Source organism: Vibrio sp. Vb0937, assembly GCF_033338855.1.
In genome coordinates, this window is sequence record NZ_JAWOTK010000004.1 from 208,525 (window position 1) to 233,983 (window position 25,459).

At 44.6% G+C, this 25,459-nt stretch carries 25 protein-coding genes; 17 read left to right on the forward strand and 8 right to left on the reverse strand.

Annotated features, from left to right (window positions below; all coding sequences use genetic code 11):
* Window positions 1–68: 68 nt before the first annotated feature.
* Window positions 69–866 carry an outer membrane protein OmpK gene (locus R7P67_RS09225; RefSeq protein ID WP_005385292.1) on the reverse strand — a complete coding sequence of 266 codons (798 nt, stop codon included), beginning with the start codon at window positions 864–866 and terminating at the stop codon, window positions 69–71.
* A gap of 323 nt (window positions 867–1,189) precedes the next feature.
* Between R7P67_RS09225 and R7P67_RS09230 the strand changes: the two genes are divergently transcribed.
* From R7P67_RS09230 to R7P67_RS09245, 4 genes are read left to right on the forward strand one after another with little or no spacing between them, the layout of a single operon-like run.
* Window positions 1,190–1,786: an LON peptidase substrate-binding domain-containing protein gene (locus R7P67_RS09230; protein ID WP_005380253.1), complete on the forward strand. Its 597-nt coding sequence runs from the start codon at window positions 1,190–1,192 to the stop codon at window positions 1,784–1,786.
* Entirely contained in the window at window positions 1,783–3,141 is a 1,359-nt protein-coding gene (locus tag R7P67_RS09235) for a DUF4397 domain-containing protein (RefSeq protein WP_086047003.1), read from the forward strand. Before R7P67_RS09230 ends, R7P67_RS09235 begins: the two co-directional genes overlap by 4 nt.
* 44 nt (window positions 3,142–3,185) lie before the next feature.
* Window positions 3,186–3,770: an RNA polymerase sigma factor gene (locus tag R7P67_RS09240; RefSeq protein ID WP_005380255.1), complete on the forward strand. Its 585-nt coding sequence runs from the start codon at window positions 3,186–3,188 to the stop codon at window positions 3,768–3,770.
* Window positions 3,767–4,426, forward strand: a complete 660-nt coding sequence (locus R7P67_RS09245) for a ChrR family anti-sigma-E factor (protein ID WP_005380256.1) — start codon at window positions 3,767–3,769, stop codon at window positions 4,424–4,426. Before R7P67_RS09240 ends, R7P67_RS09245 begins: the two co-directional genes overlap by 4 nt.
* Window positions 4,427–4,489: 63 nt before the next feature.
* Here R7P67_RS09245 and R7P67_RS09250 read toward each other — a convergent pair whose 3' ends face one another.
* The 4 genes from R7P67_RS09250 to R7P67_RS09265 form a co-directional block, all read right to left on the reverse strand.
* Window positions 4,490–5,842: an AmpG family muropeptide MFS transporter gene (locus tag R7P67_RS09250; RefSeq protein ID WP_005380257.1), complete on the reverse strand. Its 1,353-nt coding sequence runs from the start codon at window positions 5,840–5,842 to the stop codon at window positions 4,490–4,492.
* Window positions 5,843–5,913: 71 nt separating this feature from the next.
* Entirely contained in the window at window positions 5,914–6,459 is a 546-nt protein-coding gene (locus tag R7P67_RS09255) for a peptidylprolyl isomerase (protein ID WP_005380258.1), read from the reverse strand.
* The gene (locus R7P67_RS09260; RefSeq protein ID WP_005380259.1) at window positions 6,459–7,028 is read right to left on the reverse strand and encodes a YajG family lipoprotein; all 570 of its coding nucleotides are present in this window, start codon (window positions 7,026–7,028) and stop codon (window positions 6,459–6,461) included. The genes R7P67_RS09255 and R7P67_RS09260 overlap by 1 nt, the downstream gene beginning before the upstream one ends.
* 32 nt (window positions 7,029–7,060) lie before the next feature.
* The gene (locus R7P67_RS09265; RefSeq protein ID WP_213973331.1) at window positions 7,061–8,215 is read right to left on the reverse strand and encodes a methyltransferase; all 1,155 of its coding nucleotides are present in this window, start codon (window positions 8,213–8,215) and stop codon (window positions 7,061–7,063) included.
* Between the two features lie 243 nt (window positions 8,216–8,458).
* Here R7P67_RS09265 and bolA point away from each other — a divergent pair, with 243 nt between their 5' ends.
* From bolA to nqrM, 9 genes are all read left to right on the forward strand, one after another.
* Complete coding sequence (bolA, locus tag R7P67_RS09270) at window positions 8,459–8,767, forward strand: transcriptional regulator BolA (protein ID WP_025768234.1); 309 nt, start codon at window positions 8,459–8,461, stop codon at window positions 8,765–8,767.
* 473 nt (window positions 8,768–9,240) lie between these two features.
* Entirely contained in the window at window positions 9,241–10,581 is a 1,341-nt protein-coding gene (locus R7P67_RS09275; RefSeq protein WP_005380264.1) for a Na(+)-translocating NADH-quinone reductase subunit A, read from the forward strand.
* Between the two features lie 5 nt (window positions 10,582–10,586).
* Window positions 10,587–11,831: an NADH:ubiquinone reductase (Na(+)-transporting) subunit B gene (locus R7P67_RS09280; RefSeq protein WP_005380265.1), complete on the forward strand. Its 1,245-nt coding sequence runs from the start codon at window positions 10,587–10,589 to the stop codon at window positions 11,829–11,831.
* Window positions 11,821–12,591, forward strand: a complete 771-nt coding sequence (locus tag R7P67_RS09285; RefSeq protein WP_005380267.1) for a Na(+)-translocating NADH-quinone reductase subunit C — start codon at window positions 11,821–11,823, stop codon at window positions 12,589–12,591. The genes R7P67_RS09280 and R7P67_RS09285 overlap by 11 nt, the downstream gene beginning before the upstream one ends.
* Entirely contained in the window at window positions 12,591–13,223 is a 633-nt protein-coding gene (locus R7P67_RS09290; RefSeq protein ID WP_005380269.1) for an NADH:ubiquinone reductase (Na(+)-transporting) subunit D, read from the forward strand. The genes R7P67_RS09285 and R7P67_RS09290 overlap by 1 nt, the downstream gene beginning before the upstream one ends.
* A gap of 7 nt (window positions 13,224–13,230) precedes the next feature.
* Complete coding sequence (gene nqrE, locus R7P67_RS09295; RefSeq protein WP_005380270.1) at window positions 13,231–13,827, forward strand: NADH:ubiquinone reductase (Na(+)-transporting) subunit E; 597 nt, start codon at window positions 13,231–13,233, stop codon at window positions 13,825–13,827.
* A gap of 33 nt (window positions 13,828–13,860) precedes the next feature.
* On the forward strand, window positions 13,861–15,084 hold the full coding sequence (gene nqrF, locus R7P67_RS09300; RefSeq protein WP_005380271.1) for an NADH:ubiquinone reductase (Na(+)-transporting) subunit F: 1,224 nt from the start codon (window positions 13,861–13,863) through the stop codon (window positions 15,082–15,084).
* Window positions 15,085–15,241: 157 nt separating this feature from the next.
* Entirely contained in the window at window positions 15,242–16,246 is a 1,005-nt protein-coding gene (locus R7P67_RS09305) for an FAD:protein FMN transferase (RefSeq protein WP_005380272.1), read from the forward strand.
* Between the two features lie 22 nt (window positions 16,247–16,268).
* Complete coding sequence (gene nqrM, locus R7P67_RS09310; protein ID WP_005380273.1) at window positions 16,269–16,502, forward strand: (Na+)-NQR maturation NqrM; 234 nt, start codon at window positions 16,269–16,271, stop codon at window positions 16,500–16,502.
* A 158-nt stretch (window positions 16,503–16,660) separates the two neighbouring features.
* Here the strand turns inward: nqrM and R7P67_RS09315 are convergent, their stop codons facing one another.
* Window positions 16,661–17,878, reverse strand: a complete 1,218-nt coding sequence (locus R7P67_RS09315) for a response regulator (RefSeq protein ID WP_226083485.1) — start codon at window positions 17,876–17,878, stop codon at window positions 16,661–16,663.
* Between the two features lie 187 nt (window positions 17,879–18,065).
* Here R7P67_RS09315 and R7P67_RS09320 point away from each other — a divergent pair, with 187 nt between their 5' ends.
* Both R7P67_RS09320 and dinB read left to right on the forward strand, forming a co-directional pair.
* Window positions 18,066–18,299, forward strand: coding sequence for a DUF2789 domain-containing protein (locus R7P67_RS09320; RefSeq protein WP_005380277.1), 234 nt, complete (start codon window positions 18,066–18,068; stop codon window positions 18,297–18,299).
* 76 nt (window positions 18,300–18,375) lie between these two features.
* Window positions 18,376–19,440: a DNA polymerase IV gene (gene dinB / locus R7P67_RS09325; RefSeq protein ID WP_395229712.1), complete on the forward strand. Its 1,065-nt coding sequence runs from the start codon at window positions 18,376–18,378 to the stop codon at window positions 19,438–19,440.
* Here dinB and R7P67_RS09330 read toward each other — a convergent pair.
* A complete protein-coding gene (locus R7P67_RS09330) occupies window positions 19,437–21,362 on the reverse strand; it encodes an ATP-dependent DNA helicase RecQ (RefSeq protein ID WP_005380279.1) in 1,926 nt (641 codons plus the stop codon). The genes dinB and R7P67_RS09330 overlap by 4 nt on opposite strands.
* Window positions 21,363–21,438: 76 nt before the next feature.
* Between R7P67_RS09330 and R7P67_RS09335 the strand changes: the two genes are divergently transcribed.
* Together R7P67_RS09335 and R7P67_RS09340 are read left to right on the forward strand one after the other, a co-directional pair.
* Entirely contained in the window at window positions 21,439–21,918 is a 480-nt protein-coding gene (locus R7P67_RS09335; protein ID WP_005380280.1) for a GreA/GreB family elongation factor, read from the forward strand.
* 61 nt (window positions 21,919–21,979) lie between these two features.
* Window positions 21,980–22,723, forward strand: coding sequence for a YggN family protein (locus tag R7P67_RS09340; RefSeq protein ID WP_005380283.1), 744 nt, complete (start codon window positions 21,980–21,982; stop codon window positions 22,721–22,723).
* 90 nt (window positions 22,724–22,813) lie between these two features.
* On the opposite strand, the gene R7P67_RS09345 is transcribed toward R7P67_RS09340, so the two are convergent.
* Complete coding sequence (locus tag R7P67_RS09345) at window positions 22,814–25,360, reverse strand: Ig-like domain-containing protein (protein ID WP_318085940.1); 2,547 nt, start codon at window positions 25,358–25,360, stop codon at window positions 22,814–22,816.
* Between the last annotated feature and the right edge of the window lie 99 nt (window positions 25,361–25,459).

Sequence of the window (25,459 nt, forward strand, 5' to 3'; positions counted from 1 at the left end):
GGGAAAAAAGGAAAGCAAATAAAAATGGCGCCGAAAGGCGCCATTTTTGAGCAAACTTAGTGGTTCAATTAGAACTTGTAAGTTACAGCAAGGTAGTGGCCAAAGCCAGTTGACTTGAACCCATCAGTATCTTTGATACCGTACACGTCTTTGTAACCTTTTAGACCGTAACCCACTGCGAAGCGGTCTGAGTGCCAGTAGATACCGTTGAACATTGCACCACCGTTTGACGCGGTTGAACCAAACTTGTTACCAGCATCATCATCCATACCGAATTGGTAATCGATGTAGCCTTGGTAAGAAATGAATGAACCGTTCTCGAAGAAGTAGAATGGTTTGAACCAGTTAGTCGAGATTTGGAAACCGTTCCAATCCTTTTTGTTGCCGTCGTAAGTGCCGTATAGGTTAACACCAACTTTACCAAACCAAGGAACCATTACGTCAGAACCTAGACCGATTTTTTGAGAGTTAACACCAGAGTTACCACCCCACTCGATTAGAGTTGCAACGTATAGCTCTTGAACTGGACCGAAAGATAGGTCTTTACCAGTTACGGCATCTAGAGACATACGTGGAGCGAATTTCATAAAGATCTTCTCTGCGCCAGCTTTGTCGCTACCTGGATCAGAAGTTAGGTTGAATACATCAACGTAGCCGTAAAGGTCGAAGATACCAGAGCGGCCGCCGAATTCCATTTCTAGGTAGTCGTGTGAAGACTCACCTGGAAGTTCGTCAAATGCACCCATTAGGTTAAATTGCATCCACTTGTAATCGTTTTTGTGAATATCGCCGTCAGAGTAATCTGCCGCCATAACTGGAGCTGAAGTAGCCGCTAGAAGGCTAAGAGCTAAAAGTGATTTACGCATAAGGGGACTCTCTATGTTTGTAATGATTCAGAACACGCAATCTGTGCTGCGCTTTCCAATTGGCGGGAATAATAGCGATAAAAATCCCAAATGAAAGTGATAAAGGGTGCAAAATGAAACGTTTTTGGTGAGTTGCATCACGAAATTATCTTTATTTACGGAACTTTTTGTTTGTTGCATTTTATTGCAATAAATGTGTGATTTGGATCGTTTGCGTGAGCGATTTTATGACTTTTTAAGCCAGTCGATTAACCAACATAAATCGTTAGTGATCGGAGTGATAAGGGATTCGTATGTATCCGTGAATCAAAGAGGACGTTTGAATGAAAGAAGTCATGTTATTCCCACTCACTTCAGTTGTACTCCCTGAAGGTAAAATGAATCTGCGCATTTTTGAGCCACGATATAAGCGAATGGTAAAGGAATGCAGCCTACAAAATGTGGGTTTTGGAGTTTGCCTAGTAGGAAGTGAAGGTGACCCTAAAGACGTGGGTAACGTTTCATCTATCGGAACTTTGGTCAGGATCGTTGATTTTGAAACACTCAGTGATGGTCTTCTTGGTATTACAGTCGCTGGTGAGAAACGCTTTGTTGTCAAACGAGTTCGTGCAGATGCGGACGGCTTACGCCATGCAGAGGTCGAATGGTTAGACAATTGGCAACATCCAGACAACTCACCAGATTTCTTCTATTTAAGCCAGCAGTTATCCCATGTTTATGAAGAGTTTCCTCAACTTGGAAACCTCTACCAGCATCGTTTTTACGATGACTCAGCTTGGGTGACCCAGCGCTGGCTTGAATTACTTCCTTTAGACTGCAATCTGTTCGAACAGCTCGTTGGCGCAGAGAACTGCATTCCTGCGTTGCAATTTCTGACAGAAGCCATAGAAGCCCCGACTAACAAAGAGGCAAGGATATGAAAGGATTTGGCAGAGCTGCGCTATCTATGGTGGCGGCATTAGGACTGGCGGCGTGTGGCTCCGACAGTGACACTATCGAGTATTCCAATTTACAGGCAGTGCACGCGTCTTCTGATGCGCCGCTTGCAAATGTGTGGATCAACGATAAACCATCATTAACGAATGTTGATTATGGTGTGGGATCTGGCTACGTTAAATTGCGAGAGGGGATGAATTCGATTCAGGTCGATGTTCAGCTCCCAGGTAACGAAACCGCGACCGTAATACCTAAAACAGAACTAGATCTTGATTCCGACCTCAATTATAACGTGTTCGTTGTTGGCGATGCCGATGGTTCGCCAAACCCAGTTGAGCCTTTAGTTGTGACTCGCAGCGCCGATTCAATGGCTGATGCCAATAGTCTAGATGTTCAAGTTGTTCATGCAGCTTCAGGCGTTCCTGCTGTTGATCTTTATGTCACTGAGCCAGGTGTTGCTCTTGCTAGCGCGACTCCAATAACTAACCTTGCTTACAAAGCTTCTACCGACGTATTGAACATCCCAGATGGTGAGTATCAAGTTCGACTTGCCGTAGGAGACAGCGTTGCTTTTGACTCCGGCACAGTACCTCTTGCGGCTAATTCCAACTTGACGATTGCCGCTATCGGCACAGGAGATTCGAATAGCACGTCACCTGTCAAACTCTTGGTGTTGGACGGTTCGGGCTCTTCTATAATTGAAGATATGGGCAGCCAAGCTGAAGTAAGAGTCGGACACCTTGTCGATGGAGCGCCTGTCGTCGATGTTAACGTTAACGGGGCGGCCTTCGCTCCTCTTGCCGACTTAGCGTTCAAAGAGATTCGTGGTTATTTGGATCTTGCTGCTGGCGCTTACGATATTGACGTTTACGTGGATGGCACAACAACCAATCCGATCATAGATGTTGACGGGTTAATGGTTGCAGGTGGAATGGATTACAGTGTTTATGCAGTCGGTGTTGTTAGCCCAGCGATTGATATCGAAGCTCTGGTTGTTGAAGATATGAGACGCGCTGTGGCGACTAGCGCGACATTGAATGTGACACACGCGGCGGCTAATCCTATAGCGGAAATGGTGGATATTTACCTCACTACGAGTGCAGGAATAGATGGAAGTGATCCAACTATTGCTAATTTTGCGTATAAAAATAGCGTACAAGGATTATATGTCGCTGAAGGTACATATTATGTAACGGTAACAGTGGCTGGTAACCCAAGTATTGTTGCGGTTGACTCAGCACCAGTCAATGTAATGAACGGTGTTGTGTACCAAGTCGTTGCCATTGATGATGGGAACAACGGTGGTTTCAACTTGTTGGTCGATGACGTGACCGATTAGGACGAATGGGAGGAGGAGACTCCTCCCTAAAATTAAGGCCGATTATGATGAGTGATAGCCCAAAAAAACTGGGGCGCAGTGATTGGAACGATTACATGGACAAAGTGAAAGCTCGAGATAAAGACGCGTTCGCTTTTGTATTCCGTTTTTACGCACCCAAGCTGAAGCAATTCGCTTACAAACATGTTGGTAATGAGCAAGTTGCTATGGAGATGGTGCAAGAGACCATGGCGACAGTTTGGCAGAAAGCGCACCTCTATGATGGTGAAAAGAGCGCGTTATCGACTTGGATATATACCATAATCCGAAACCTTTGTTTTGATCTGCTGAGAAAACAGAAAGGTAAGGAATTACACATTCATTCTGATGACATTTGGCCGTCAGAGTATTATCCACCAGATCTTGTTGATCACTATTCACCAGAGCAAGATATGTTGAAAGAACAGGTGGTTAAGTTTTTAGATATATTACCGAAAAACCAAAGAGATGTTTTACAAGCGGTATATCTTGAAGAGCTACCTCATCAACAGGTCGCGGAATTATTTGATATACCCCTCGGTACCGTAAAATCCAGGCTGAGGCTTGCAGTAGAAAAGCTAAGGCATTCAATGCATACGGAGCAACTATGAACAAACACCCAGATAACAGCTTGTTAGAAGCATACGCTTCGGGAAGCATTGATGCAGTTTCTGGTCTTGTGGTCGCAACCCATTTAGAAACATGCACCAAGTGCCGAGCTTATGTGAACCAAGTCGAAGCAAGTCAAGCGAACATCGTAAGTGACATACCTTCTGAGTATGTTTCTGAATTTGACGACATGTTCAATGACATCATCAACGCGGAGCCAGCGACTGATAACATCGTGATCCGCGACTCTGCTGCTGTTAATGTGGCAGGAAAAAGCTTCGCTCTTCCTAAAACCTTAGCGCGTTTCTCTGACCTCGTAGGGTCATGGAGAAGTTACGGAGGCAAGGTTTTCAGTGCTCAGATTGATCTAGGGGAAGACGCTCGTGTCAGCTTAATGTACATCGGGGAAGATGTGCAAATCCCTCAACATACGCACAAAGGCCTGGAGTCTACATTGATCCTACATGGCGGATTTAGTGACGAGGATGGCCAATATGAAGAGGGCGATTTGATGATTAGAGACGCATCAGTGAAGCACAGCCCTTACACTAAGGCCGGAGAAGACTGCTTGTGTTTAACTGTATTGACTGAGCCGATGATCTTTACTCAAGGCGTGGCACGTATATTTAATATGTTTGGTAAAGGGTTATACCCATAGACCTCTTATCTTATATCTCGCAAAACAAAAACCACCGAATTCGGTGGTTTTTTATATGTTTCGTTAATGCTTGTGACGTGCTTTTTCCAATAGAGCATCAAAGTAATGTCGTAGCGAGTACAACATAATCAAGCTTGGCACGACCATGACAGCGGTAAGCACGAAGAATGTGCTCCAATCATTGAGATAATCCACTAGCTCGCCACTGAAAGAAGCAAGAGTCGTCCGTCCGAAGTTTCCTAGAGAGGCAAGCAACGCATACTGAGTTGCCGAAAATGCTTGCCCGGTTAGAATCGTCAAAAATGAAACAAAAGCGACAGTTGAGAAAGCAGTCGTAAAGTTATCGACAATAATCGTGGCTAAGTACAAGTGCTCGTTTGGGCCTACCGAAGCAATCCAAGCAAACATCAAGTTACTGGCAGACATCGCAATACCGCCGATCATTAATCCACGTACAATACCAAACCTAACGTTGAACATGCTTCCGACAAAAGTAAAGAAGATGGTGGCTCCCCAACCGATCAGTTTGGAGTAATAGCCAATTTGTTCATTGCTAAAACCAATATCTTTATAGAACGCGATCGACATCCTGCCCAAAAACGCTTCGCCAATTTTAAATAGGAAAACGAACAGCAACAGAGTAATCGCGACACGGACGCCATTGCGATTAAAGAAATCAAGGAAAGGTTCTACAACAGTCACGGTAAACCAAGCTACGACTTTTGAACCAACCACTTCTTTGTGGCGTTGTTCAGCGGCAGACTGAAGTTGTTCGCGTTGAGTCTTCGGTTCACCGACTAAAATCGTAAAGACCATTAGAATGCCGACTATCACCGCCATCCCGTAGTACACACCATTCCAACCGACACTGTCAGCATTAACAAACGCTAAATAACCCGGTAGTGAATAACCTGTCCACCAGCCAATGACCGCCATTGCAGAAGCTTGAGGCAGTTTAGACTCTTCTGACTTTGGGAAAGTATCAATACGAAAAGCATCAATTGCGATGTCTTGTGTCGCTGAAGCCGTTGCAATGCACAAGGCGAGTAGTGACGCAAACACCAAGTTTTCCGCTGGATTAACGCCGGCAATAAATAGGGTAGCGACGAGTACGATACTTTGGCAAAAGAAAATCCAGCTACGTCTTTGCCCCAGCAGTCTAAAGAGGACTGGCAGCTTCACGCGGTCAACCAGAGGTGCCCACAGAAAGTTGATCGCATAGACCGCAAAAACGCTACCAAAATAGCCAATTGCGGAGAGGGTCAAGCCGGCATCTTTTAGCCAACCTGACATGTTTGAACCGATAAGAACCCACGGAAAGCCGCTAGAGCAGCCCAGCATGAAAACCCACATGAGTCGTTTATCGAGGTAACTTTTTACCGTTTCCAACCAAGTGATGGAAGGTAATGAAGACATAAATCAATCCAATAAAATGAAGCCGTTGAAAGAGAAAGCCCTTCGATTATTCAAAGGGCTTATCGTTTTGGCTATTTAAGTAGTGTAGCTTTGGTGATGACGATTTGCGTCTCTGGTACATCACGCATTCGGCCTACCGTCGTGGTCGGCTGCTGAGCCATTTTCTGGATAACGTCGAACCCCTCAGTAACCTCACCAAATACAGCATAACCTGGTGGTCGAGCGCCATAGTTGAGAAAGTCATTGTCGACTAAGTTGACGAAAAACTGACGAGTTGCAGAGTTTGGTGCATTGGTTCGTGCCATGGCGATGGTAGCACGGTCATTGTTTAGACCATTATTTCCTTCGTTTTTGATTGGCGCGTATGTTTTCACCATCTGCATATCTTGGTTAAAGCCGCCACCTTGTGCCATGAAGCCTGGGATAATACGATGAAAAATAGTACCTTCGTAGCTCCCATCTTCTACATATTTCAGAAAATTAGCGACAGTGATAGGTGCTTTCTCTTCGTTTAACTCAACCGTAAATGAACCAAGGGTCGTTTCAAACGCTACTTTTGGCCCAGCCCAAACGCTGCAGCTGAGTAATGCTAAAGACAGAATCGCTTTGCGTAACATTAGAAACGCTCCTGCATGTATTGACGAAGCTCAGGGTCATTGGCAATCTCTTTAAGCGTTAATGTCACCACATCATTCAATGTTTCTTCAATATCGGCATCAGAAGCACTCAATGTGCCAGATCGCTTTGCTGTACCTGTATAAGTTTTGACTAGCTTGCCCTCAGGTGTCTCTGCTGTGATTTCCAGCACAACTTTAGCATCCATCTCATTTTCCATCACCGAATGCTTCACGTTGACCAACGCTTCTTGAACGCTCAATTCAATCGCGTTGTTGCTGTTTAGATCCGCATGGAAACCTTGAGATGAGAATTGCTTCTCTAATGCTTCTTCTAACGCAATACGTAAATTCTGTTTAGCATGAAGAGGAAGAATGTTCGAACGGCCGTTATCCACCAACGCCACGTACTGCGCTGCACGTACATCTTTGCTGGTCAAACTGTAAGTCTTGCCTTGAACAATTGGATTGGTGCTCAATGTGCTTTCTGGCATCAGGTTCAGCTGAGGTTGTTGAGGGGCTGAACACGCAGCAAGCAACGCAACCGAAGCCGCAAGTACCAATTTTCTCATTTTATTATTCCTTTTAACTATTTTGCTAAAGCTTATATTGCGCTTAATTTAGCAGGATTTTTTGTAGCCTGTAAAATCACAAACTTATTGTTGGAAGCGATAAGTTTCACATTTTTATCGCCAAACAGACGTTTGAGTTTTGCGTCGTACCCGAGGTGACGATTTCCGATAACCAGTAAACGGCCATTTTCACTTAATACTTGTTTAGCATCGCAGAACATTTGCCAAGCAATATGATCGGTGATTGCCTGTTGTTGATGAAACGGTGGATTACACATAACCATAGAGCTGCTGCTGTGTTTAAAACCGTCCAAGCAATTGTTCGCTATACACTGTATGTCTCTATTTTCACCAAGGTTGTCGCGTAGGTTCTGTTTTGCTGATTCAAGCGCCATAAAACTTTCATCAACACATGTTAGCCGAGCATTTGGATTCAACTGACCAAATTTAACAGACAGAACACCATTGCCGCAGCCGAGGTCGATGACATTGTCTATCGAAGGGTCTTGAGGCAGGTGCTGCAGCATAAAGCGTGCACCTAAATCTAAACTTTCTCCTGAATAGACATTTGGCATGTTCTTGAGTTCGATATCTTCGCCATCAACGCGCCAAGTCGTGAAAGGCATTACTTCAATCGGAGGCTCAACTGTTGCTTGAGAAAACACCAATCTGTGCTTTTTCCAGGCCAAAGATGTTTTTGTTTCGCCTAAGTATTTTTCAAACAGTTTTAGCGTCGAAGTATGAATGTCTTTCGCTTTATTGACTGCAATGACGGGGCAGGAAGCCGGTAGCGCCTTTCTTAATTGGCTTAGTATCCACACTAGATGGCGGTTACTTTTGGGCAGTTGCAGCAAGACGAGATCAATATTGGCAGGAACGAGGTCCATCGTGGTGGCAAACGCTACTTTATTGCACTGGTTTTGCTCGAGATTTTGCTGTGCACCTTTATGTGAGATGAATGAATCACTCATTAGCGTTACATGGTGCTTTTCCGAAAACCAGCAGGAGAGGGCACCAAAGCTGTCATTAATCACGAGGATGTTTTGATTGTCTGGCAAAGCAAGCTCTTCAACATGATTAATAAGATACTCATCACCGGCATCCCACGCTTGTAGCGTTTCGTTACTACGTTTTGGGAAACGATGAAGTGTTAAGATTCGCTCGTGAAGGTTCAGTTCGGTTTTCATAGCTAAATGTAAGTTGATTTAGAAATTAAGTGTTATTGTCGCAAATGATGACGTGTCGAGATACAAAAAGCTGTCAAATTTTACGAGTTCAGTGATGGCTGCTCTCTAGGCATGTTCATGGAGTCGAGCGCCTTGAGACAATATGTCTACAAAGTGCGTCAATAATGAGAGTGACGTTTGAGTGATGCATGTCTGCTTTACTTAGGTATATACTTATGGAATTCGCATCAATGAGGAACGAATATGATCCAAGAAATCATAGAGAAGAAACTACACAGTGAGCTGCAACCCAGCTATCTCAAAGTCATTAATGAGAGCTACATGCATAATGTGCCACCAGGCTCAGAGAGTCACTTCAAAGTGATTGTTGTGAGTGATTCGTTCGCGGGACAGCGTTTGATTGGGCGCCATCGTCAAGTTCATCAAATTTTGGCAGATGAACTGGATAACCAGATTCATGCATTAGCTATTCATACATACACTGATGAAGAGTGGAAGCGTGAACAAGATGGCGCCCCTGATAGCCCGATGTGTATGGGTGGCGGTCACTAAAAACGCAAGATATAAAGGTGCAGAGAAAGGTGGCTTAAGGCCATCTTTTTTCGTTTTACATTCTTTAGGGACGTTAACGTGGCACAAATTCTGGTTAAAAAATGTGTTAACAGTGTTTCAACAAATGAATGGAAATTGCAGAATATTTCAGGCGATGAATATCACTTTTCCATAAGATATGTATGGAATATGGCATTTGTGCGATGGGTCAAAGTTATGACTATTCTTTGACCTTTTAGACCTGATTCTACCGAAATAACCCCTCTATTCTAATGATTGATCATGGCATCAAGTTCCTAAAAAATGCTAGACTACGGCACCTGATAAATCTCGCGTATTCCTTGTGACGAGATTTTTAATAGGATGTTGCGATTTTGATGTTTAAAACAACATCAAAACCGGACACTGATGTCGTGTCTAAAAGTTACGCAATCAAAAGAATCTTTTTCCCGATAAAAGTAGTGCAAGTGCGTATGATTACAATAAAGAAGGGCTTGGATCTTCCTATCGCAGGAACTCCATCCCAGGTGATTAATGATGGTAAGACCATCAAAAAAGTCGCCTTGCTTGGCGAAGAGTACGTTGGCATGCGACCTACCATGCATGTCCGCGTTGGTGATGAAGTGAAAAAAGCGCAAGTTCTTTTTGAAGATAAAAAGAACCCAGGCGTGAAATTTACTGCACCAGCAGCCGGTAAAGTGATCGAAGTTAACCGTGGCGCTAAACGTGTCCTTCAATCTGTAGTGATTGAAGTGGCAGGTGAAGAGCAGGTGACATTTGATAAGTTCGAAGCCGCTCAACTTTCAGGTCTAGATCGTGAAGTGATCAAGACTCAGTTGGTTGACTCTGGCTTATGGACCGCTTTACGTACTCGTCCGTTTAGCAAGGTTCCTGCAATCGAGTCTTCTACTAAGGCTATTTTCGTAACTGCAATGGATACTAATCCACTAGCAGCTAAGCCTGAGTTGATCATTAATGAGCAACAAGAAGCATTCATTGCTGGTCTAGACATTCTTTCAGCCCTGACAGAAGGCAAGGTTTACGTATGTAAATCTGGCACTAGCTTGCCACGCTCTTCACAGTCTAACGTAGAAGAACACGTCTTCGATGGCCCTCACCCAGCAGGTCTTGCTGGCACCCACATGCATTTCCTATACCCAGTAAATGCAGAGAATGTGGCATGGAGCATCAACTACCAAGACGTTATCGCGTTCGGTAAGCTGTTCCTAACTGGTGAGCTATGCACAGATCGTGTTGTGTCTCTAGCTGGCCCAGTTGTGAATAACCCTCGTCTAGTTCGTACCGTAATGGGTGCAAGCTTAGATGACCTAACAGATAACGAGCTGATGCCTGGCGAAGTTCGTGTGATCTCTGGTTCAGTACTAACAGGTACACATGCAACTGGTCCACACGCATACCTTGGCCGTTACCATCAACAGGTTTCTGTATTACGTGAAGGCCGTGAAAAAGAACTATTTGGCTGGGCAATGCCTGGTAAGAATAAGTTCTCGGTAACTCGCTCTTTCCTTGGTCACGTATTCAAAGGTCAGTTGTTCAATATGACAACGACGACCAATGGTAGTGATCGTTCAATGGTTCCAATTGGCAACTACGAACGCGTAATGCCTCTAGATATGGAGCCTACTTTGCTGCTTCGTGATCTGTGTGCCGGCGACACAGACAGTGCTCAAGCACTGGGTGCGCTTGAACTGGATGAAGAAGATCTAGCATTGTGTACCTTTGTATGTCCAGGTAAGTACGAGTACGGTACGTTACTTCGTGAATGCCTAGATACTATCGAGAAGGAAGGGTAATTTTCATGGCTCTTAAAAAGTTTCTTGAAGACATCGAGCATCATTTTGAGCCTGGTGGCAAACACGAAAAATGGTTTGCCCTGTACGAAGCTGTAGCAACAGTTTTTTACACGCCAGGTATCGTAACAAATAAAAGCTCGCACGTTCGTGATAGCGTTGACCTAAAACGTATCATGATCATGGTTTGGTTTGCGGTATTCCCAGCAATGTTCTGGGGTATGTACAACGCAGGTGGCCAAGCTATTGCAGCACTTAACCACATGTACGCTGGTGACCAACTAGCGACAGTTATCGCAGGTAACTGGCACTACTGGCTAACAGAAATGCTTGGCGGCACTATCGGTGCGGAAGCGGGTGTTGGCAGTAAGATGCTACTAGGTGCGACTTACTTCCTGCCAATCTACGCAACAGTATTTATTGTTGGTGGCTTCTGGGAAGTGTTGTTCTGTATGGTGCGTAAACACGAAGTTAACGAAGGTTTCTTTGTAACTTCTATCTTATTCGCACTTATCGTTCCACCAACGCTACCTCTATGGCAAGCGGCACTAGGTATCACATTTGGTGTTGTTGTAGCAAAAGAGATCTTCGGTGGTACAGGTCGTAACTTCCTTAACCCTGCACTTGCAGGTCGTGCATTTCTATTCTTCGCTTACCCAGCGCAAATTTCGGGTGACGTAGTATGGACTGCAGCTGACGGCTTCTCTGGTGCAACTGCTCTTAGCCAATGGGCTCAAGGTGGTAACGGTGCTCTAGTTAACACAGTAACTGGCGCTCCTATCACTTGGATGGACGCGTTCATCGGTAACATCCCTGGCTCTATTGGTGAAGTATCGACTCTAGCTCTAATGATCGGTGCGGCGATGATCGTTTACATGCGAATCGCTTCATGGCGCATCATTGCGGGTGTAATGATCGGTATGATCGCAGTATCGACTCTGTTTAACGTGATCGGTTCTGACACTAATCCAATGTTTAATATGCCATGGCATTGGCACCTAGTTCTAGGTGGTTTTGCATTCGGTATGTTCTTCATGGCAACGGACCCAGTATCAGCGTCATTTACTAGCAAAGGTAAATGGTGGTACGGCATCCTGATTGGTGCAATGTGTGTGATGATCCGTGTAGTTAACCCAGCGTATCCAGAAGGTATGATGCTGGCGATTCTATTCGCGAACCTATTCGCACCTCTGTTCGACCATGTAGTGATTGAGAAGAACATCAAGCGGAGACTAGCACGCTATGGCAAGTAATAACGACAGCATTAAAAAGACGCTGGGTGTTGTTATCGGGTTGAGCCTTGTTTGTTCAATCATCGTATCAACAGCAGCAGTAGGTCTGCGTGATAAGCAAAAAGCTAACGCTGTCCTAGATAAGCAATCAAAGATCGTTGAAGTTGCAGGCATTGACGCAAACGGTAAGAAAGTACCAGAGCTATTTGCTGAGTACATCGAACCTCGTCTAGTAGACCTTGAAACAGGTAACTTTACTGAGGGTAATGCATCTACGTACGATCAACGTGAAGCATCAAAAGATGCAGAACGTTCAATCGCATTGACACCAGAAGAAGACGTAGCTGATATCCGTCGTCGCGCGAATACAGCAGTGGTGTACCTTGTAAAAGATCAAGATGAAGTCCAAAAAGTTATCCTGCCTATGCACGGTAAAGGACTATGGTCGATGATGTATGCCTTTGTAGCCGTTGAAACTGATGGTAACACTGTGTCTGCTATTACTTACTACGAGCAAGGTGAAACTCCTGGACTTGGTGGTGAAGTAGAGAACCCTTCATGGCGCGATCAATTCATTGGCAAGAAATTGTACAATGAAGATCACCAGCCAGCGATTAAGGTCGTGAAAGGCGGCGCACCGCAAGGTTCTGAGCACGGTGTTGATGGCTTATCAGGAGCAACGCTCACTAGTAATGGTGTTCAACACACATTTGACTTCTGGTTAGGTGATATGGGCTTTGGTCCTTTCCTAGCAAAAGTTCGTGACGGAGAACTTAACTAATGTCTAGTGCACAAAACGTTAAAAAGAGCATTCTAGCGCCAGTATTGGATAACAACCCAATCGCGCTACAAGTTCTTGGTGTATGTTCTGCTCTTGCAGTAACAACTAAACTAGAAACAGCTTTTGTAATGACACTAGCGGTAACATTTGTAACTGCGTTGTCTAACTTCTCTGTTTCATTGATCCGTAACCACATTCCTAACAGTGTGCGTATCATCGTTCAGATGGCAATCATCGCATCGTTAGTAATCGTGGTAGACCAAGTGCTAAAAGCTTACCTATACGATATCTCTAAACAGTTATCTGTATTCGTTGGTCTGATTATCACTAACTGTATCGTAATGGGTCGTGCTGAAGCATTCGCAATGAAGTCTGCGCCAGTACCATCTCTTATTGACGGTATTGGTAACGGTCTAGGTTACGGCTTCGTTCTTATCACTGTAGGTTTCTTCCGTGAGCTATTTGGCTCAGGCAAACTATTTGGTCTAGAAGTTCTACCTCTAGTGAGCAACGGTGGTTGGTACCAGCCTAACGGCCTAATGCTACTAGCACCATCAGCATTCTTCCTAATCGGCTTCCTTATCTGGGTAATCCGTATTCTGAAACCAGAACAAGTAGAAGCGAAGGAGTAAGGACGTCATGGAACATTACATTAGTCTGTTAGTTAAATCGATTTTCATCGAAAACATGGCTCTGTCTTTCTTCCTAGGTATGTGTACTTTCCTTGCCGTATCTAAGAAGGTTAAGACCTCTTTCGGCCTAGGTGTTGCAGTTGTGGTAGTACTGACTATCGCTGTTCCTGTGAACAACCTGGTATACAACCTAGTTCTGAGAGAGAACGCGTTAGTTGAGGGCGTGGACCTTAGCTTCCTAAACTTCATCACCTTTATCGGTGTAATTGCAGCACTTGTACAGATTCTAGAGATGGTCCTAGACCGTTTCTTCCCACCTTTGTACAACGCGCTAGGCATCTTCCTACCGCTGATCACTGTAAACTGTGCAATCTTCGGTGGTGTATCTTTCATGGTACAACGTGACTACAACTTTGCTGAATCGATCGTTTACGGTTTCGGCTCTGGTGTGGGCTGGATGCTAGCAATCGTTGCTCTTGCAGGTATCCGTGAGAAGATGAAGTACTCTGACGTACCTCCAGGTCTACGTGGTCTTGGTATCACATTTATCACTGTAGGTCTTATGGCGTTAGGCTTTATGTCTTTCTCTGGTGTTCAACTGTAAGTCGGGTAAACCGCAACAATTAAGGAATAGTCAATGGACATTATTCTTGGTGTAGTGATGTTTACTCTGATCGTACTTGCACTAGTACTAGTGATTCTTTTCGCTAAGTCTAAGCTTGTACCAACAGGTGACATTACAATTTCTGTGAACGATGACCCTTCTCTGGCGATCGTTACACAACCAGGTGGTAAGCTACTGAGTGCTCTAGCAGGTGCTGGCGTATTCGTATCTTCTGCTTGTGGTGGCGGTGGCTCATGTGGTCAGTGTCGCGTAAAAGTTAAATCAGGTGGTGGCGACATCCTACCAACCGAGCTTGACCATATTACTAAAGGTGAAGCGCGTGAAGGTGAGCGTCTAGCGTGTCAGGTTGCAATGAAAACTGACATGGATATCGAGCTTCCTGAAGAAATCTTCGGCGTTAAGAAGTGGGAATGTACTGTTATCTCTAACGATAACAAAGCGACATTCATCAAAGAGCTTAAGCTGCAAATTCCAGATGGCGAATCAGTACCTTTCCGTGCTGGTGGTTACATCCAGATTGAAGCTCCTGCTCACCACGTGAAATACGCAGACTACGATATTCCTGAGGAATACCGTGAAGACTGGGAGAAGTTCAACCTATTCCGTTACGAGTCTAAAGTTAATGAAGAGACCATTCGTGCATACTCTATGGCTAACTACCCAGAAGAGCACGGTATCATCATGCTTAACGTTCGTATCGCAACTCCGCCGCCGAACAACCCAGACGTACCACCAGGCATCATGTCTTCATACATCTGGTCTCTAAAAGAAGGCGACAAGTGTACTATTTCTGGTCCATTTGGTGAGTTCTTTGCGAAAGATACAGATGCAGAGATGGTATTCGTTGGTGGTGGTGCTGGTATGGCTCCAATGCGCTCACACATCTTCGACCAACTTAAGCGTCTGCACTCTAAGCGTAAGATGTCTTTCTGGTACGGCGCACGTTCTAAGCGTGAAATGTTCTACGTAGAAGACTTCGATATGCTACAAGCTGAGAATGACAACTTCGTATGGCACTGTGCACTGTCTGATCCACTTCCAGAAGATAACTGGGATGGTTACACTGGCTTTATTCACAACGTTCTTTACGAGAACTACCTACGTGATCACGAAGCGCCAGAAGACTGCGAATACTACATGTGTGGTCCACCTATGATGAACGCAGCTGTAATCGGCATGCTAAAAGATCTAGGTGTAGAGGATGAAAACATCCTACTAGATGACTTCGGTGGTTAATTCCTCCAAGTGATTGAATCTATGGCTAGCTCTCCAAGAGAGCTAGCCATTATTTTTTATAGACATAAAACTGATACTCAACAGTTGATATAGGTAATCGGATTGAAAGGATTGGTCCTATTTCCCATATCAATTCAACAACATTGGGAGTTAACAAGTGAAAAAGTGGCTTGTTGCATTCGCTTCTCTATTGATTTTGGCTGGCTGTGAGCAGCCTGCCGATCAAATTCATTTAAGTGGCCCTACCATGGGGACTTCTTACAACATCAAGTATATCGAGCAAGATGGTATTCCAACGCCAAAAGCGATGCAGACAGAAATTGATCGCTTATTGGAAGAGGTTAATGACCAAATGTCGACCTATCGTGACGACTCAGAGTTAAGTCGTTTTAACCAGCATCAAACGAGCGAGCCATTTACAGTTTCGACACAAACAGCAACGGTAGTGAAAGAAGCAATTCGTCTTAACGGTCTTACTTTAGGCGCGTTGGATGTGACGGTCGGCCCTCTAGTTAATCTGTGGGGGTTTGGTCCAGAAGCTCGTCCAGATGTAGTTCCAACCGATGAAGAACTCGCTGCTCGCAAAGCAAATACCGGTATTCACCACCTATCTGTTGATGGTAATACACTATCCAAAGATCTTCCTAACTTGTACGTCGACCTATCGACGATTGCGAAAGGTTGGGGGGTTGACGTGGTTGCTGACTACCTTCAATCTGAAGGGGTACAGAACTTTATGGTCGAAGTTGGCGGTGAAATGCGTCTCAAAGGTGTCAATCGTGAAGGTGTGCCTTGGCGTATCGCAATTGAAAAACCGACCGTTGATGAACGTTCAATTCAAGAAATTATTGAACCAGGCGACATGGCAATTGCAACAAGTGGTGACTATCGTAATTACTTTGAGAGTAATGGTGTGAGATACTCTCATATTATTAATCCACGAACAGGCAAACCAATTCATCATAAAGTGGTGTCTGTAACGGTATTAGATAAATCGTCGATGACTGCTGATGGTCTTGCAACTGGTCTTATGGTGCTAGGTGAAGACAAAGGCATGGCAATTGCGAACGAAAATAATATTCCTGTTTTCATGATTGTGAAAACGGAAGATGGTTTTAAAGAGTTGGCTTCGGAAGCATACAAGCCATTCATGAAGAAATAACAACAGAAGTGAGCATGTTTTTATGAATACATTTCTAATTACCTTTGCTGTGTTTGTCGCGGTAATCACTGCAATGGCTGTCGGATACATTTTCCAAAAGAAAGTCGTGAAAGGTAGCTGCGGTGGCCTAGGGGCAGTTGGCATCGAAAAAGTGTGTAATTGTCCAGAACCCTGCGATGCGCGTAAAAAACGTGAAGCGCGCGAGGCTGCGCGTGCTGAGAAATTGGCGGCGTGGGAAAAAGATAGAATTGCTTAGTATTGGTTAATCGTACTAAGAAAGTGATAAAGCTCAGCGTTCTGCTGAGCTTTATTTTTAGGCAGCTAACCAAAACTCAGATATCCGAGAAAGAGCCTAATACCGTGTTTTGTTGTTTCTTTCTCTCATGTTATAGAGCAAGACTACATCGATAATCATTAGGACGAAGCAATGATTTGGTTACGTCCGTTCTCTTTGGCCATGTAAAGTCGCTCATCCGCCGCTTTTATTTGTTGTTCTAGCTCCCCCACGATGTTGCTTACACCAATACTCGCGGTCACAAGAATGTTTTTGTCCAAATAAGTTATTGGCGTTTTTTCTATGCGCTGTCGCATTTGTTCTAAGCGTGTTAGAAAGCCGTCATAGTCGCCACTGGCTTGAATACAAAACTCCTCGCCACCAAGCCTAGCGACAATATCATTTGGAAAATAGATTTTTAGAATATTCGCTATCATGACTAGCACTGCATCGCCGCCCTCATGTCCGTGTGTATCATTTACTTGCTTAAAGAAATCGATATCAAGCATCGCGATGTTTCTTTGAGCGTTTTCTACATGGGGCTGCTCAAACAGAAAGCGGCGGTTCCATAAGCCCGTTAGCGCATCTTGATTTGCCATTTTAAACAGTTCAGATGTTGCGTCTTTGATATCTAACAGTTGGTGAATACGGCAAAAAAATTCTTCTTGATTAAATGGCTTGTATAAAAAGTCATTGGCCCCTGCTTTTAGAAACCTAGCCGTCATGGTCTTAGAGTTACTACCTGACAAGCCGAGAATGGCTAATTGATTTTTATCCCACTTCCGACGTAATTCACGCACCATAGTAATGCCATCTTTAACGGGCATGTCATGGTCGGTTAAAACGAGAGTGATATCTGGATTTTGCTCGACAAGCTCTAGGGCTTTTTGCCCATTGTCAGCTTCCAACGTTTGAATATATTGATGTTCCAAAAGTTGGGCGATGTGTCTTCTTACGGTGTGAGAATCATCAACGACTAAGCATTTGTGTTGTTGATTGTTGGTTAGTCGCTTGAGGAGTGGTAATAGATAGGAAACGGACGCCATGTTGTCTTTCAAAATATAGTCGAGGACACCTTTTGCAAGCATCTTTTCGCGAGTGTCTTCTTGAAATCGAGCCGTTAAAACAATGACACGATGACCATGTTCCAAAACGAGATCAATAATCTCGCCATCTTGAGCATCCGGTAAACAATAGTCTAAAACCGCACAGAAGAGGTCCTGTGCTGAAGATAACAAGTTCTTTGCCTCCGCGTAGCTTTCCGCTGCGATGACCTCATAACCAGCTTGGCTTATTGTTTGGCAAAGAAAGTTTTTAAATGCACGACTATCTTCAACAACCAGAATCTTATTACTCAAGCGCAGTCCCCAAAATTAATTGTTTAAAATCAATGATAACTAAAATTAAACTTATCGCCATCAAAAAACACATGTCAACCAAAAGTAGAACAACTACTCAAATGTTTGACACGCATCCGTTAACATCACATCATTATTCCTGTCTTAGTTATATAATTATGTTTAGCTAACGTAGGGAGAAAGTAGTATGGAAATGCATCAACATGGTATGGCTGAGCTATTTCAACAACTGGGCCTCGGTAGCTCTCCTCAAGAAATGAAAGATTTTATTAATCAACATCGACACAAAAGAGATTCTGCGCCTTTACATGAAGCTAGCTTTTGGACGATGTCACAGGCGAACTTTCTAAAACAAGCCATCGAAGAAGATGCAGATTGGGCCGAATTGGTCGATCAATTGGACGTAATGCTTCGAGATTGACGTTCGTTTAAACACGCCCATTTCTCTTCAGGTAGATTTGATTTATACTGTTTTTTTGAACAGTGCTTTGATGGCTATGTCAGATCGAATTAGAAAAATTATTCATGTCGATATGGATTGTTTTTATGCTGCCGTAGAGATGAGAGATAACCCCAGTTACCGTGGCATTGCACTCGCTGTTGGCGGACATGAAAAGCAGCGTGGAGTGATTAGCACCTGTAATTATGATGCGCGTAAATATGGTGTTCGCAGTGCAATGTCAACGGCGCGCGCGCTGCAACTCTGTCCTCATTTGTTGGTTGTGCCCGGTAGAATGCATGTATATAAGCAAGTCTCTCAGCAGATTCGTGCTATTTTTGAGCGTTATACGCCTATCATTGAACCTCTCTCATTGGATGAAGCATACCTCGATGTCACGGACTCGACAGCTTGCCGTGGCTCCGCTACGTTGATCGCAGAGTCAATTCGCCGCGATATCTGGAGTGAACTTGGGTTGACGGCATCGGCGGGCATTGCTCCGATAAAGTTTCTTGCCAAGGTCGCGTCAGACATGAACAAGCCCAACGGTCAGTTTGTGATTCCGCCAGAGAAAGTCCAAGAGGTTATCGATAGTCTTCCGCTAGAGAACATTCCTGGTGTGGGGAAGGTGAGTCTTGAGAAGCTCCACCAAGCCGGTTTTTATCGATGTGAGGACATTAAAAACAGTGACTATCGAGAGTTGTTGAGGCAGTTTGGTCGTCAGGGTGCCTCCTTATGGCAGCGAAGCCATGGAATTGATAATCGAGAAGTCGTTGTTGAGCGCGAGAGAAAGTCCGTCGGTGTGGAAAGGACATTCAGCCAGAACATCGCAACCTATGATGAATGTTGGCAAGTGATTGAGGAGAAACTTTATCCTGAACTCGAGAAACGTTTAGAGCGTGCAAGCCCAGATAAGTCGATTATTAAACAAGGTATTAAAGTCAAATTTGCCGACTTTCAACTGACAACAATTGAGCACATCCATCCGCAATTAGAGCTTGAGGACTTCAAGATCTTGCTAAGAGATATTCTTAAACGCCAAAATGGACGGGAAATTCGCCTTTTAGGCTTGAACGTGATGCTCAAGCCCGAATACCAAGCGCGTCAATTGAGCTTTTTTTAGGCCCTTACCGTTTCTACCTGCGTTAATACCTGCTCAAAACTTACATTTGCCATTGCACCATAACCTGCTAGCTTTGAGGCTTTTAGCTGGCTAATCAAAGGAGTGCTGATTCCGCACAAGAAGCGAGCAACGGCATCATTACTGATGGCCGATGGGGAAAGCTGAATAAACTCCCGCGCCCATATCGATACTTGAGATTGTTCAATATCTTCAGGTTCTGGTGCTGTGAATGTGGCGACGTGACCACGACACACGGAGCAGTGACCACATTGCTTTGGTGCATCGTGATCCGCAAAGTAGTTCGCCAATTGTGAGCTCAAACAGTGCTCGGACTGGAACAAGTGCAGCATGGTGTGGATTCTTTCGATATCTTTGCTTTCTTTGGATTGGAACAGTTCATACAGTTGTTGGATTAAAACATCCGAGCTCTGTTTGGTTGGCATAACTGAGTACACGTCCGTCAGTTGTTTGCTCTCTAGTTCTATCCAGCCGTTCTGGTGAAAATAGTCGAGCGCTGCGACAACTCGGCTGCGTTCCGATTGATAGTTCATCCATAGCGCTTCTAGATCAACTTGGCACCACACTTTGGCTTTTTGTGAGCAGGAAAAAATAGCCTCCACAAATTGACGTCGCTCGCCTTGAAATTGATTCACAATAAATTGCTGATCGTGCAAAAACTTAAACCGATATTCCGCAAAGTAACTGTACTTTGCTTCAATGACGTTATGTAGCTCCAAATAAACCAACAAGGTTTTGAGTGGCAATTGGCGGATATTACTTTCACGCGACAAACGCAGTGGCACTACCTCCCATTGTGGAGCATGTTCTTTCGCTTGCTCGACTACATAGTTAATTGACGTAAATTCTGGTGTGTCACCATAGACAAAATTCTCCAACACCGTTAGGCCGGACGTATTGCCTAGCAGAATGCACTCCGAGCGTTGCCCGTCCCTGCCTGCACGTCCAATCTCTTGTGCGTAGTTCTCGATTGATTTGGGTAAGTCGAAGTGAATGACGCGTCGAATATCAGATTTATCGACCCCCATACCAAATGCAATCGTTGCAACAATACAGTCAATTTGGCCATCCATGAACTGCTGTTGGATTTGTTCACGAACGTCGCTTTTCATGCCAGCGTGGTATGCGTGAGCGTTAATGCCAATATGGATTAATGACTTTGCTACTCGTTCTGCTGTTTGCTGCTGCGTCACGTATACGATGGTCGGAAGCTTAGGTGAAGAGGCGATGATCTCACTGAGCTGTTCTTGTTTCTTTGTTTCCTCACACGGGATCACCGAGATATCCAGATTAGAGCGGTAGAAGCCTGTAACGGTAATATGTTCACTGGAAATATCGAACTTTTTTTGCATGTCTTCAATAACTGCAGGCGTTGCCGTTGCGGTGAGAAGTAAAGACTGTGGGATGTTCAGTTCACGTTGATATTGCGGTAGTTTGAGATAATCTGGACGAAAGTTATGCCCCCATTCGGAAATACAGTGCGCTTCATCAATGACCATCAAAGAAATCGGTACTTGGCGAATGAATTCACGAAAACGCTCATTTTTTAGTCGCTCAACAGAAATCATCAAGATTTTGATTTGTCCATTCTTCACGCCAGCCATGACCTGTTGTGCTTCTTCTCTACTTTGACTGCTATCGATAGAAGCGGCCGCGATTCCTTTACTTTGTAAAAAGCTCAGTTGATCCTTCATTAACGCCAACAACGGAGAGATCACCAACGTAAGGTTGGGTAATATGGTTGCAGGTAGTTGATAACAGAGTGACTTCCCCGAGCCTGTAGGAAAGATTGCCGCAGCAGAGTAACCATTCATAACGGCTTCAATAACGGGTTGCTGACCTTGGCGTAATGAGTCAAAACCAAATACAGATTGAAGTGTTTGATGCAGCGAGTCACTTTGCATAATAGGGAAACCTTTCTTTGATGGTAAACTTGGCTACATTAACACACCCCGAATACTAAACGCGCGTCCTAAAAGTATGAACAAAGCTGACTTAGTCCAAATTATCATCCAACATCTGGAAGAAAAACTTCAAGTTGCCCATTCATCGGCTCAGCGAGCTATCGATGCCGCCACAGATGAAGAAACTGTTCCCGAGCACAAGTACGATACATTGGCACTTGAAGCCGCGTATCTTGCTCATGGACAAGCCATGCGAATTCAAGATAGTGAAGAGGAGTTGCGTCAATATCGTTCTTTAGTGACTCGTAACTTTAAGAATGCGCCTGTTGGTGTTGGTGCTTACGTTGTTCTCGCAGATGAGAATTTGATCGAAAAGCACTTCTTTGTAGGCCCTTGCTCTGGTGGTTTGACTGTTCAATATCAGACTCTGGAAGTCTTTGTCTTAACAGCCAAATCTCCTCTGGGTCGAGCGTTGTTCGGGAAAGAAGAGGGTGATGAGGTTGACGTGAAAATAGGAGATAAAACAACTTGTTACGAAGTCGTGACGATTTGCTGACATCTCATGTATCACTCAGTGTTATGTTTAACACGAGTAATGTTAAATAAAAGAGAATGACATGAAAAAGCTTTTTACACTCTCATTGCTGATGGTCAGTGCTACTGGTTATGCAGCGCAGTGTCGTGTGGACATCAATAATGAAGTCCGTATGGATGGGCAAAGCTTGGAAATTCGCCAAACGACAGGTGATAAAGCTGTCGTGGATGAGGATAACAACCTCTTCATCAAAGGTGAGCTAATTGAACTCAATGCCGACCAAAAAGCGGCAATTGAAGACTATCGCGAAAAAATGAACGCGTATATTCCACAAGCAAAGCAATTGGCGAGTGATGGTTTAGCGCTTGCGAATGATATTATTGATGATGTTGCGGAAAGCCTCGATGCACCTGGTGCGTTTGATAATGTAAAAGTCGCAGTAAAGGACTTTTTCGCTGATGTTGAATCACGTTACTACAAAGATGGTGATTTCATCCTGCCTGCGGAGAGTTTTGAGTCTATGACACAAGGGTGGACTGAAGACTTTGCAAAAGCACAAGAGATCTTCAATAAAGAGTTTTTAGCCAGTTCGTTGGATGCTTTATCGAAAAAAATGAAGGAAGAGGGAGGGATAAACCTCACTGCATTATCAGAGAGTATGGCTGAACTCAGCGCGAAAGTAGAAGAGCGTTTAGCCGAGCATTCGAAAGAGGTAGAACAACAAGCAGAAGACTTGTGCGATTCGCTGGATGACATGGCAGGGCAAGAAAACGATCTGTTGAAGAAAATCCCTGAGCTAAAAGATTACCGAGTATTTACGATTTAATTACTCATTAAAAAGCAAAAACTCGATGAGATAAAGAAAGAGAGCACTATTGTGCTCTCTTTGCGTTTTACTCGCTTATTCTTTGATAGCTTATTGCGCATTCATCTCGGTGAGTTTATCGCCGACAGGTTTTGAGAAGTTAAAGCCATCATGCTGATCCCAGTTGATAGACCATGTCATTACTCCTGCATAATTCGGGTAATGGTACGCTGGTTTAACGGTGCCACATGAAGTGCCTTTGGTTAAACAATCTAGTGCGTTGATAATATTCTGTGTTGGAGCCTGCCCTGAATTTGCCGAGCTAGGACCTGAAGGTAAACCGATTGCGACTTGATCATCGCGCAATGGTGCAAATTGAGTGCCGTCGGCCAACTCAAAACCTTCGATAAGCATTTTAGATTGCGCTACCATCATATCCACAGAGCCTTCTGGTGCACTGCCTGGCAGGTATGGGTTTGGCAAACCGCCGTTGTTATATAACTGGACGTGAAGCAAGTCGAGCGTGCTGCGTGTCTCGTTTATCACAGGAATGTAAGCTCCCCAAATACCGCTGTAAGCCACATAGCCGCCTTGAACATAAGGGTGCTCAGGCGCCATGGTTAGGTACATATCTCCACCCATGTTTTGCTCTATTTGAAGCAAAGCACGACCAAGGCGAGCTTGAATTTGCGAGCCATGAACTAAGTTAGAACCACTCTCTAAATCCACATCTAGACCATCAAAGCCCCACTCAGCGATAAGACCTGTTAGGCTAGAGACAAAGTTGGCTTCATCTTGGTCGGTATTCAGCGTAATCGTGCCTTCTGCGCCGCCAAGAGAGAGAACAAACTTCTTACCTTTAGCTTGAAGCGCTGCCATGTCCTGCTTGAATTGTGTTGGATCGAGTGCTGGACAATCGCTGTAAATATCGCCTGAATATAGATTAAAGTGCACAGTGCCATCACTGTTGCGATCATTTTCAGCAAAGGCAATATCAATCACATCCCAAGCATCTGCCATATCTGCTAGACGAATTGGACAGCCCGCACCATTTACAAAATTGTGCCAGTAACCGATGAGTTTATGGCGTTTCTCTACTTGCTCAACCACCGTTATTGCTGCGGCGTCAGACAGTGCATTGCTTCCTGACAAATCCACAGCTTGGGCGCTAACTGTAAAGTTACCAAGTGCAGTTGGTGTCCAGTTGGCTGTGTAAGGTGCTGTGGTATCGGTTGCAACAATAGAGCCGTTGATCATGAAATCAACGTGTTTAATGCCTGAAGTTAAAGACGTTGCATCGGCGCTTAATGCGAGACTTTTGCCTAATCCGACGGTTTGACCGCTGCTTGGTGAAGTCAGAGAGACGACCAAATCTTTATCGCTGACTTCCACACCAACCAGGGACTCTGACGTGTTGTTATCATTATCGGTTGCGACGGCTTTAAGCTGGTTAGCGCCAATAAGTGTGGCGTTCCAAGTAACGGAATATGGCGCTTGAGTGGTGACCCCTAAGCTGGTGTTGTTCGCAAAAAACTCAACTTGCGTGACTGTGCCATCAGCATCGCTTGCGTTTGCCGTGATTTCGTTATTGCTGCCAGCGAGCACGACTTGTCCATCCGTTGGTGCCGTAATGGTAACTTGCGGTGGTGTCGAACAAGCACCTAGGCCACTCCAAGCATCTTGCCAGTATAGCCCTTCACCAGGCTCGTAAGCCCATGTCGCATCCGAGGAGCACCAACCAGCAACATCACAACGATATTTTTGGTTGAAGTGAGAAATCAGGTCGCCAGCTTGATAACTTGTGCCTGCCACATAAGGTACTGCATCTGCACATCCGCCCGTTCCGGTTTCTGAATTACTAATAACCAGCGCTACTTCTTGGCTCATCGTTGCGAGGTTTGTATCATCAGTCGCTTGTGCTTTGAACGAGTATGTACCTGGACTAGCGGTCCATTGATATTCGTAAGGTGCGCTAGTATCAATGGCGACAGATTGATTGTTTACGAAGAACTCAACTTGTGTGACCACTCCATCAATATCGTCAGCTTGAGCGGCTACGGTTAGGTTATCGCCTACATTAAGCACTTCTGTGCCTACTGGGCTTGTCAATGAAATGCTTGGTGGCGGTAATTCGACTTGTGGTTGAACTTGGATAGAAATCGTCGTGGTGCTAACAGCTCCCTCATTATCTGTCGCAATTGCGGTCAATTGCGAGATCCCTTCAATAGCTGTCCAAGAAGCTTCGAATGGTGCTTGAGTTACCACAGCAACGGTTTGGTTGCCTGCAACAAACTCAATTTGTGTGATTTGGCCATCTTCGTCAGTTGCGTTGGCTAACAAAGTGATCGCACTGCCTTCGGGAATTTGTGCGTTGTTTATTGGAGAGGAGAACGACACCGTTGGTGATAAATTGTTGCTTCCACCATCACATTGCCCTAACGCTTTCCATGCTTCCCAAGATCCTGAGTTGGTCACGGGATCATTGCCTTGCGTCCAATATGCAGCCTCATAAGTGGCTCCTTGCGTTTTTACTAAAGCGCCCGATGTATAAGTCGCAGTGCTGTCCCAGTCGGGTAGACTTTGACAGTTATAGGCTTGAGCTTGGTAGCTGGCGCTGAGTGCTACAATCATCGCTCCGTGAAGTAGGGTGACCTTCATTTTCCTCTCCTTGAATCATGGGTATAAATGAGAACAGAGTAATAACTAGCTGATAAATAGACATTAAGGGGGAAAAAGCGAAGCACAATATTCTGCTTT

Coding starts and splice junctions, on each gene's coding strand:
- R7P67_RS09330 (WP_005380279.1), bottom strand. CDS start 21,362: ATGCAAAGTGACTCGCTGCATCAAACACTTCAATCTGTATTTGGTTTT.
- R7P67_RS09280 (WP_005380265.1), top strand. CDS start 10,587: ATGGCTCTTAAAAAGTTTCTTGAAGACATCGAGCATCATTTTGAGCCT.
- dinB (WP_395229712.1), top strand. CDS start 18,376: ATGTCAGATCGAATTAGAAAAATTATTCATGTCGATATGGATTGTTTT.
- R7P67_RS09340 (WP_005380283.1), top strand. CDS start 21,980: ATGAAAAAGCTTTTTACACTCTCATTGCTGATGGTCAGTGCTACTGGT.
- R7P67_RS09275 (WP_005380264.1), top strand. CDS start 9,241: ATGATTACAATAAAGAAGGGCTTGGATCTTCCTATCGCAGGAACTCCA.
- nqrM (WP_005380273.1), top strand. CDS start 16,269: ATGAATACATTTCTAATTACCTTTGCTGTGTTTGTCGCGGTAATCACT.
- R7P67_RS09250 (WP_005380257.1), bottom strand. CDS start 5,842: ATGTCTTCATTACCTTCCATCACTTGGTTGGAAACGGTAAAAAGTTAC.
- R7P67_RS09245 (WP_005380256.1), top strand. CDS start 3,767: ATGAACAAACACCCAGATAACAGCTTGTTAGAAGCATACGCTTCGGGA.
- bolA (WP_025768234.1), top strand. CDS start 8,459: ATGATCCAAGAAATCATAGAGAAGAAACTACACAGTGAGCTGCAACCC.
- R7P67_RS09225 (WP_005385292.1), bottom strand. CDS start 866: ATGCGTAAATCACTTTTAGCTCTTAGCCTTCTAGCGGCTACTTCAGCT.
- R7P67_RS09240 (WP_005380255.1), top strand. CDS start 3,186: ATGATGAGTGATAGCCCAAAAAAACTGGGGCGCAGTGATTGGAACGAT.
- R7P67_RS09290 (WP_005380269.1), top strand. CDS start 12,591: ATGTCTAGTGCACAAAACGTTAAAAAGAGCATTCTAGCGCCAGTATTG.
- R7P67_RS09255 (WP_005380258.1), bottom strand. CDS start 6,459: ATGTTACGCAAAGCGATTCTGTCTTTAGCATTACTCAGCTGCAGCGTT.
- nqrF (WP_005380271.1), top strand. CDS start 13,861: ATGGACATTATTCTTGGTGTAGTGATGTTTACTCTGATCGTACTTGCA.
- R7P67_RS09345 (WP_318085940.1), bottom strand. CDS start 25,360: ATGAAGGTCACCCTACTTCACGGAGCGATGATTGTAGCACTCAGCGCC.
- R7P67_RS09260 (WP_005380259.1), bottom strand. CDS start 7,028: ATGAGAAAATTGGTACTTGCGGCTTCGGTTGCGTTGCTTGCTGCGTGT.
- nqrE (WP_005380270.1), top strand. CDS start 13,231: ATGGAACATTACATTAGTCTGTTAGTTAAATCGATTTTCATCGAAAAC.
- R7P67_RS09320 (WP_005380277.1), top strand. CDS start 18,066: ATGGAAATGCATCAACATGGTATGGCTGAGCTATTTCAACAACTGGGC.
- R7P67_RS09335 (WP_005380280.1), top strand. CDS start 21,439: ATGAACAAAGCTGACTTAGTCCAAATTATCATCCAACATCTGGAAGAA.
- R7P67_RS09230 (WP_005380253.1), top strand. CDS start 1,190: ATGAAAGAAGTCATGTTATTCCCACTCACTTCAGTTGTACTCCCTGAA.
- R7P67_RS09285 (WP_005380267.1), top strand. CDS start 11,821: ATGGCAAGTAATAACGACAGCATTAAAAAGACGCTGGGTGTTGTTATC.
- R7P67_RS09235 (WP_086047003.1), top strand. CDS start 1,783: ATGAAAGGATTTGGCAGAGCTGCGCTATCTATGGTGGCGGCATTAGGA.
- R7P67_RS09265 (WP_213973331.1), bottom strand. CDS start 8,215: ATGAAAACCGAACTGAACCTTCACGAGCGAATCTTAACACTTCATCGT.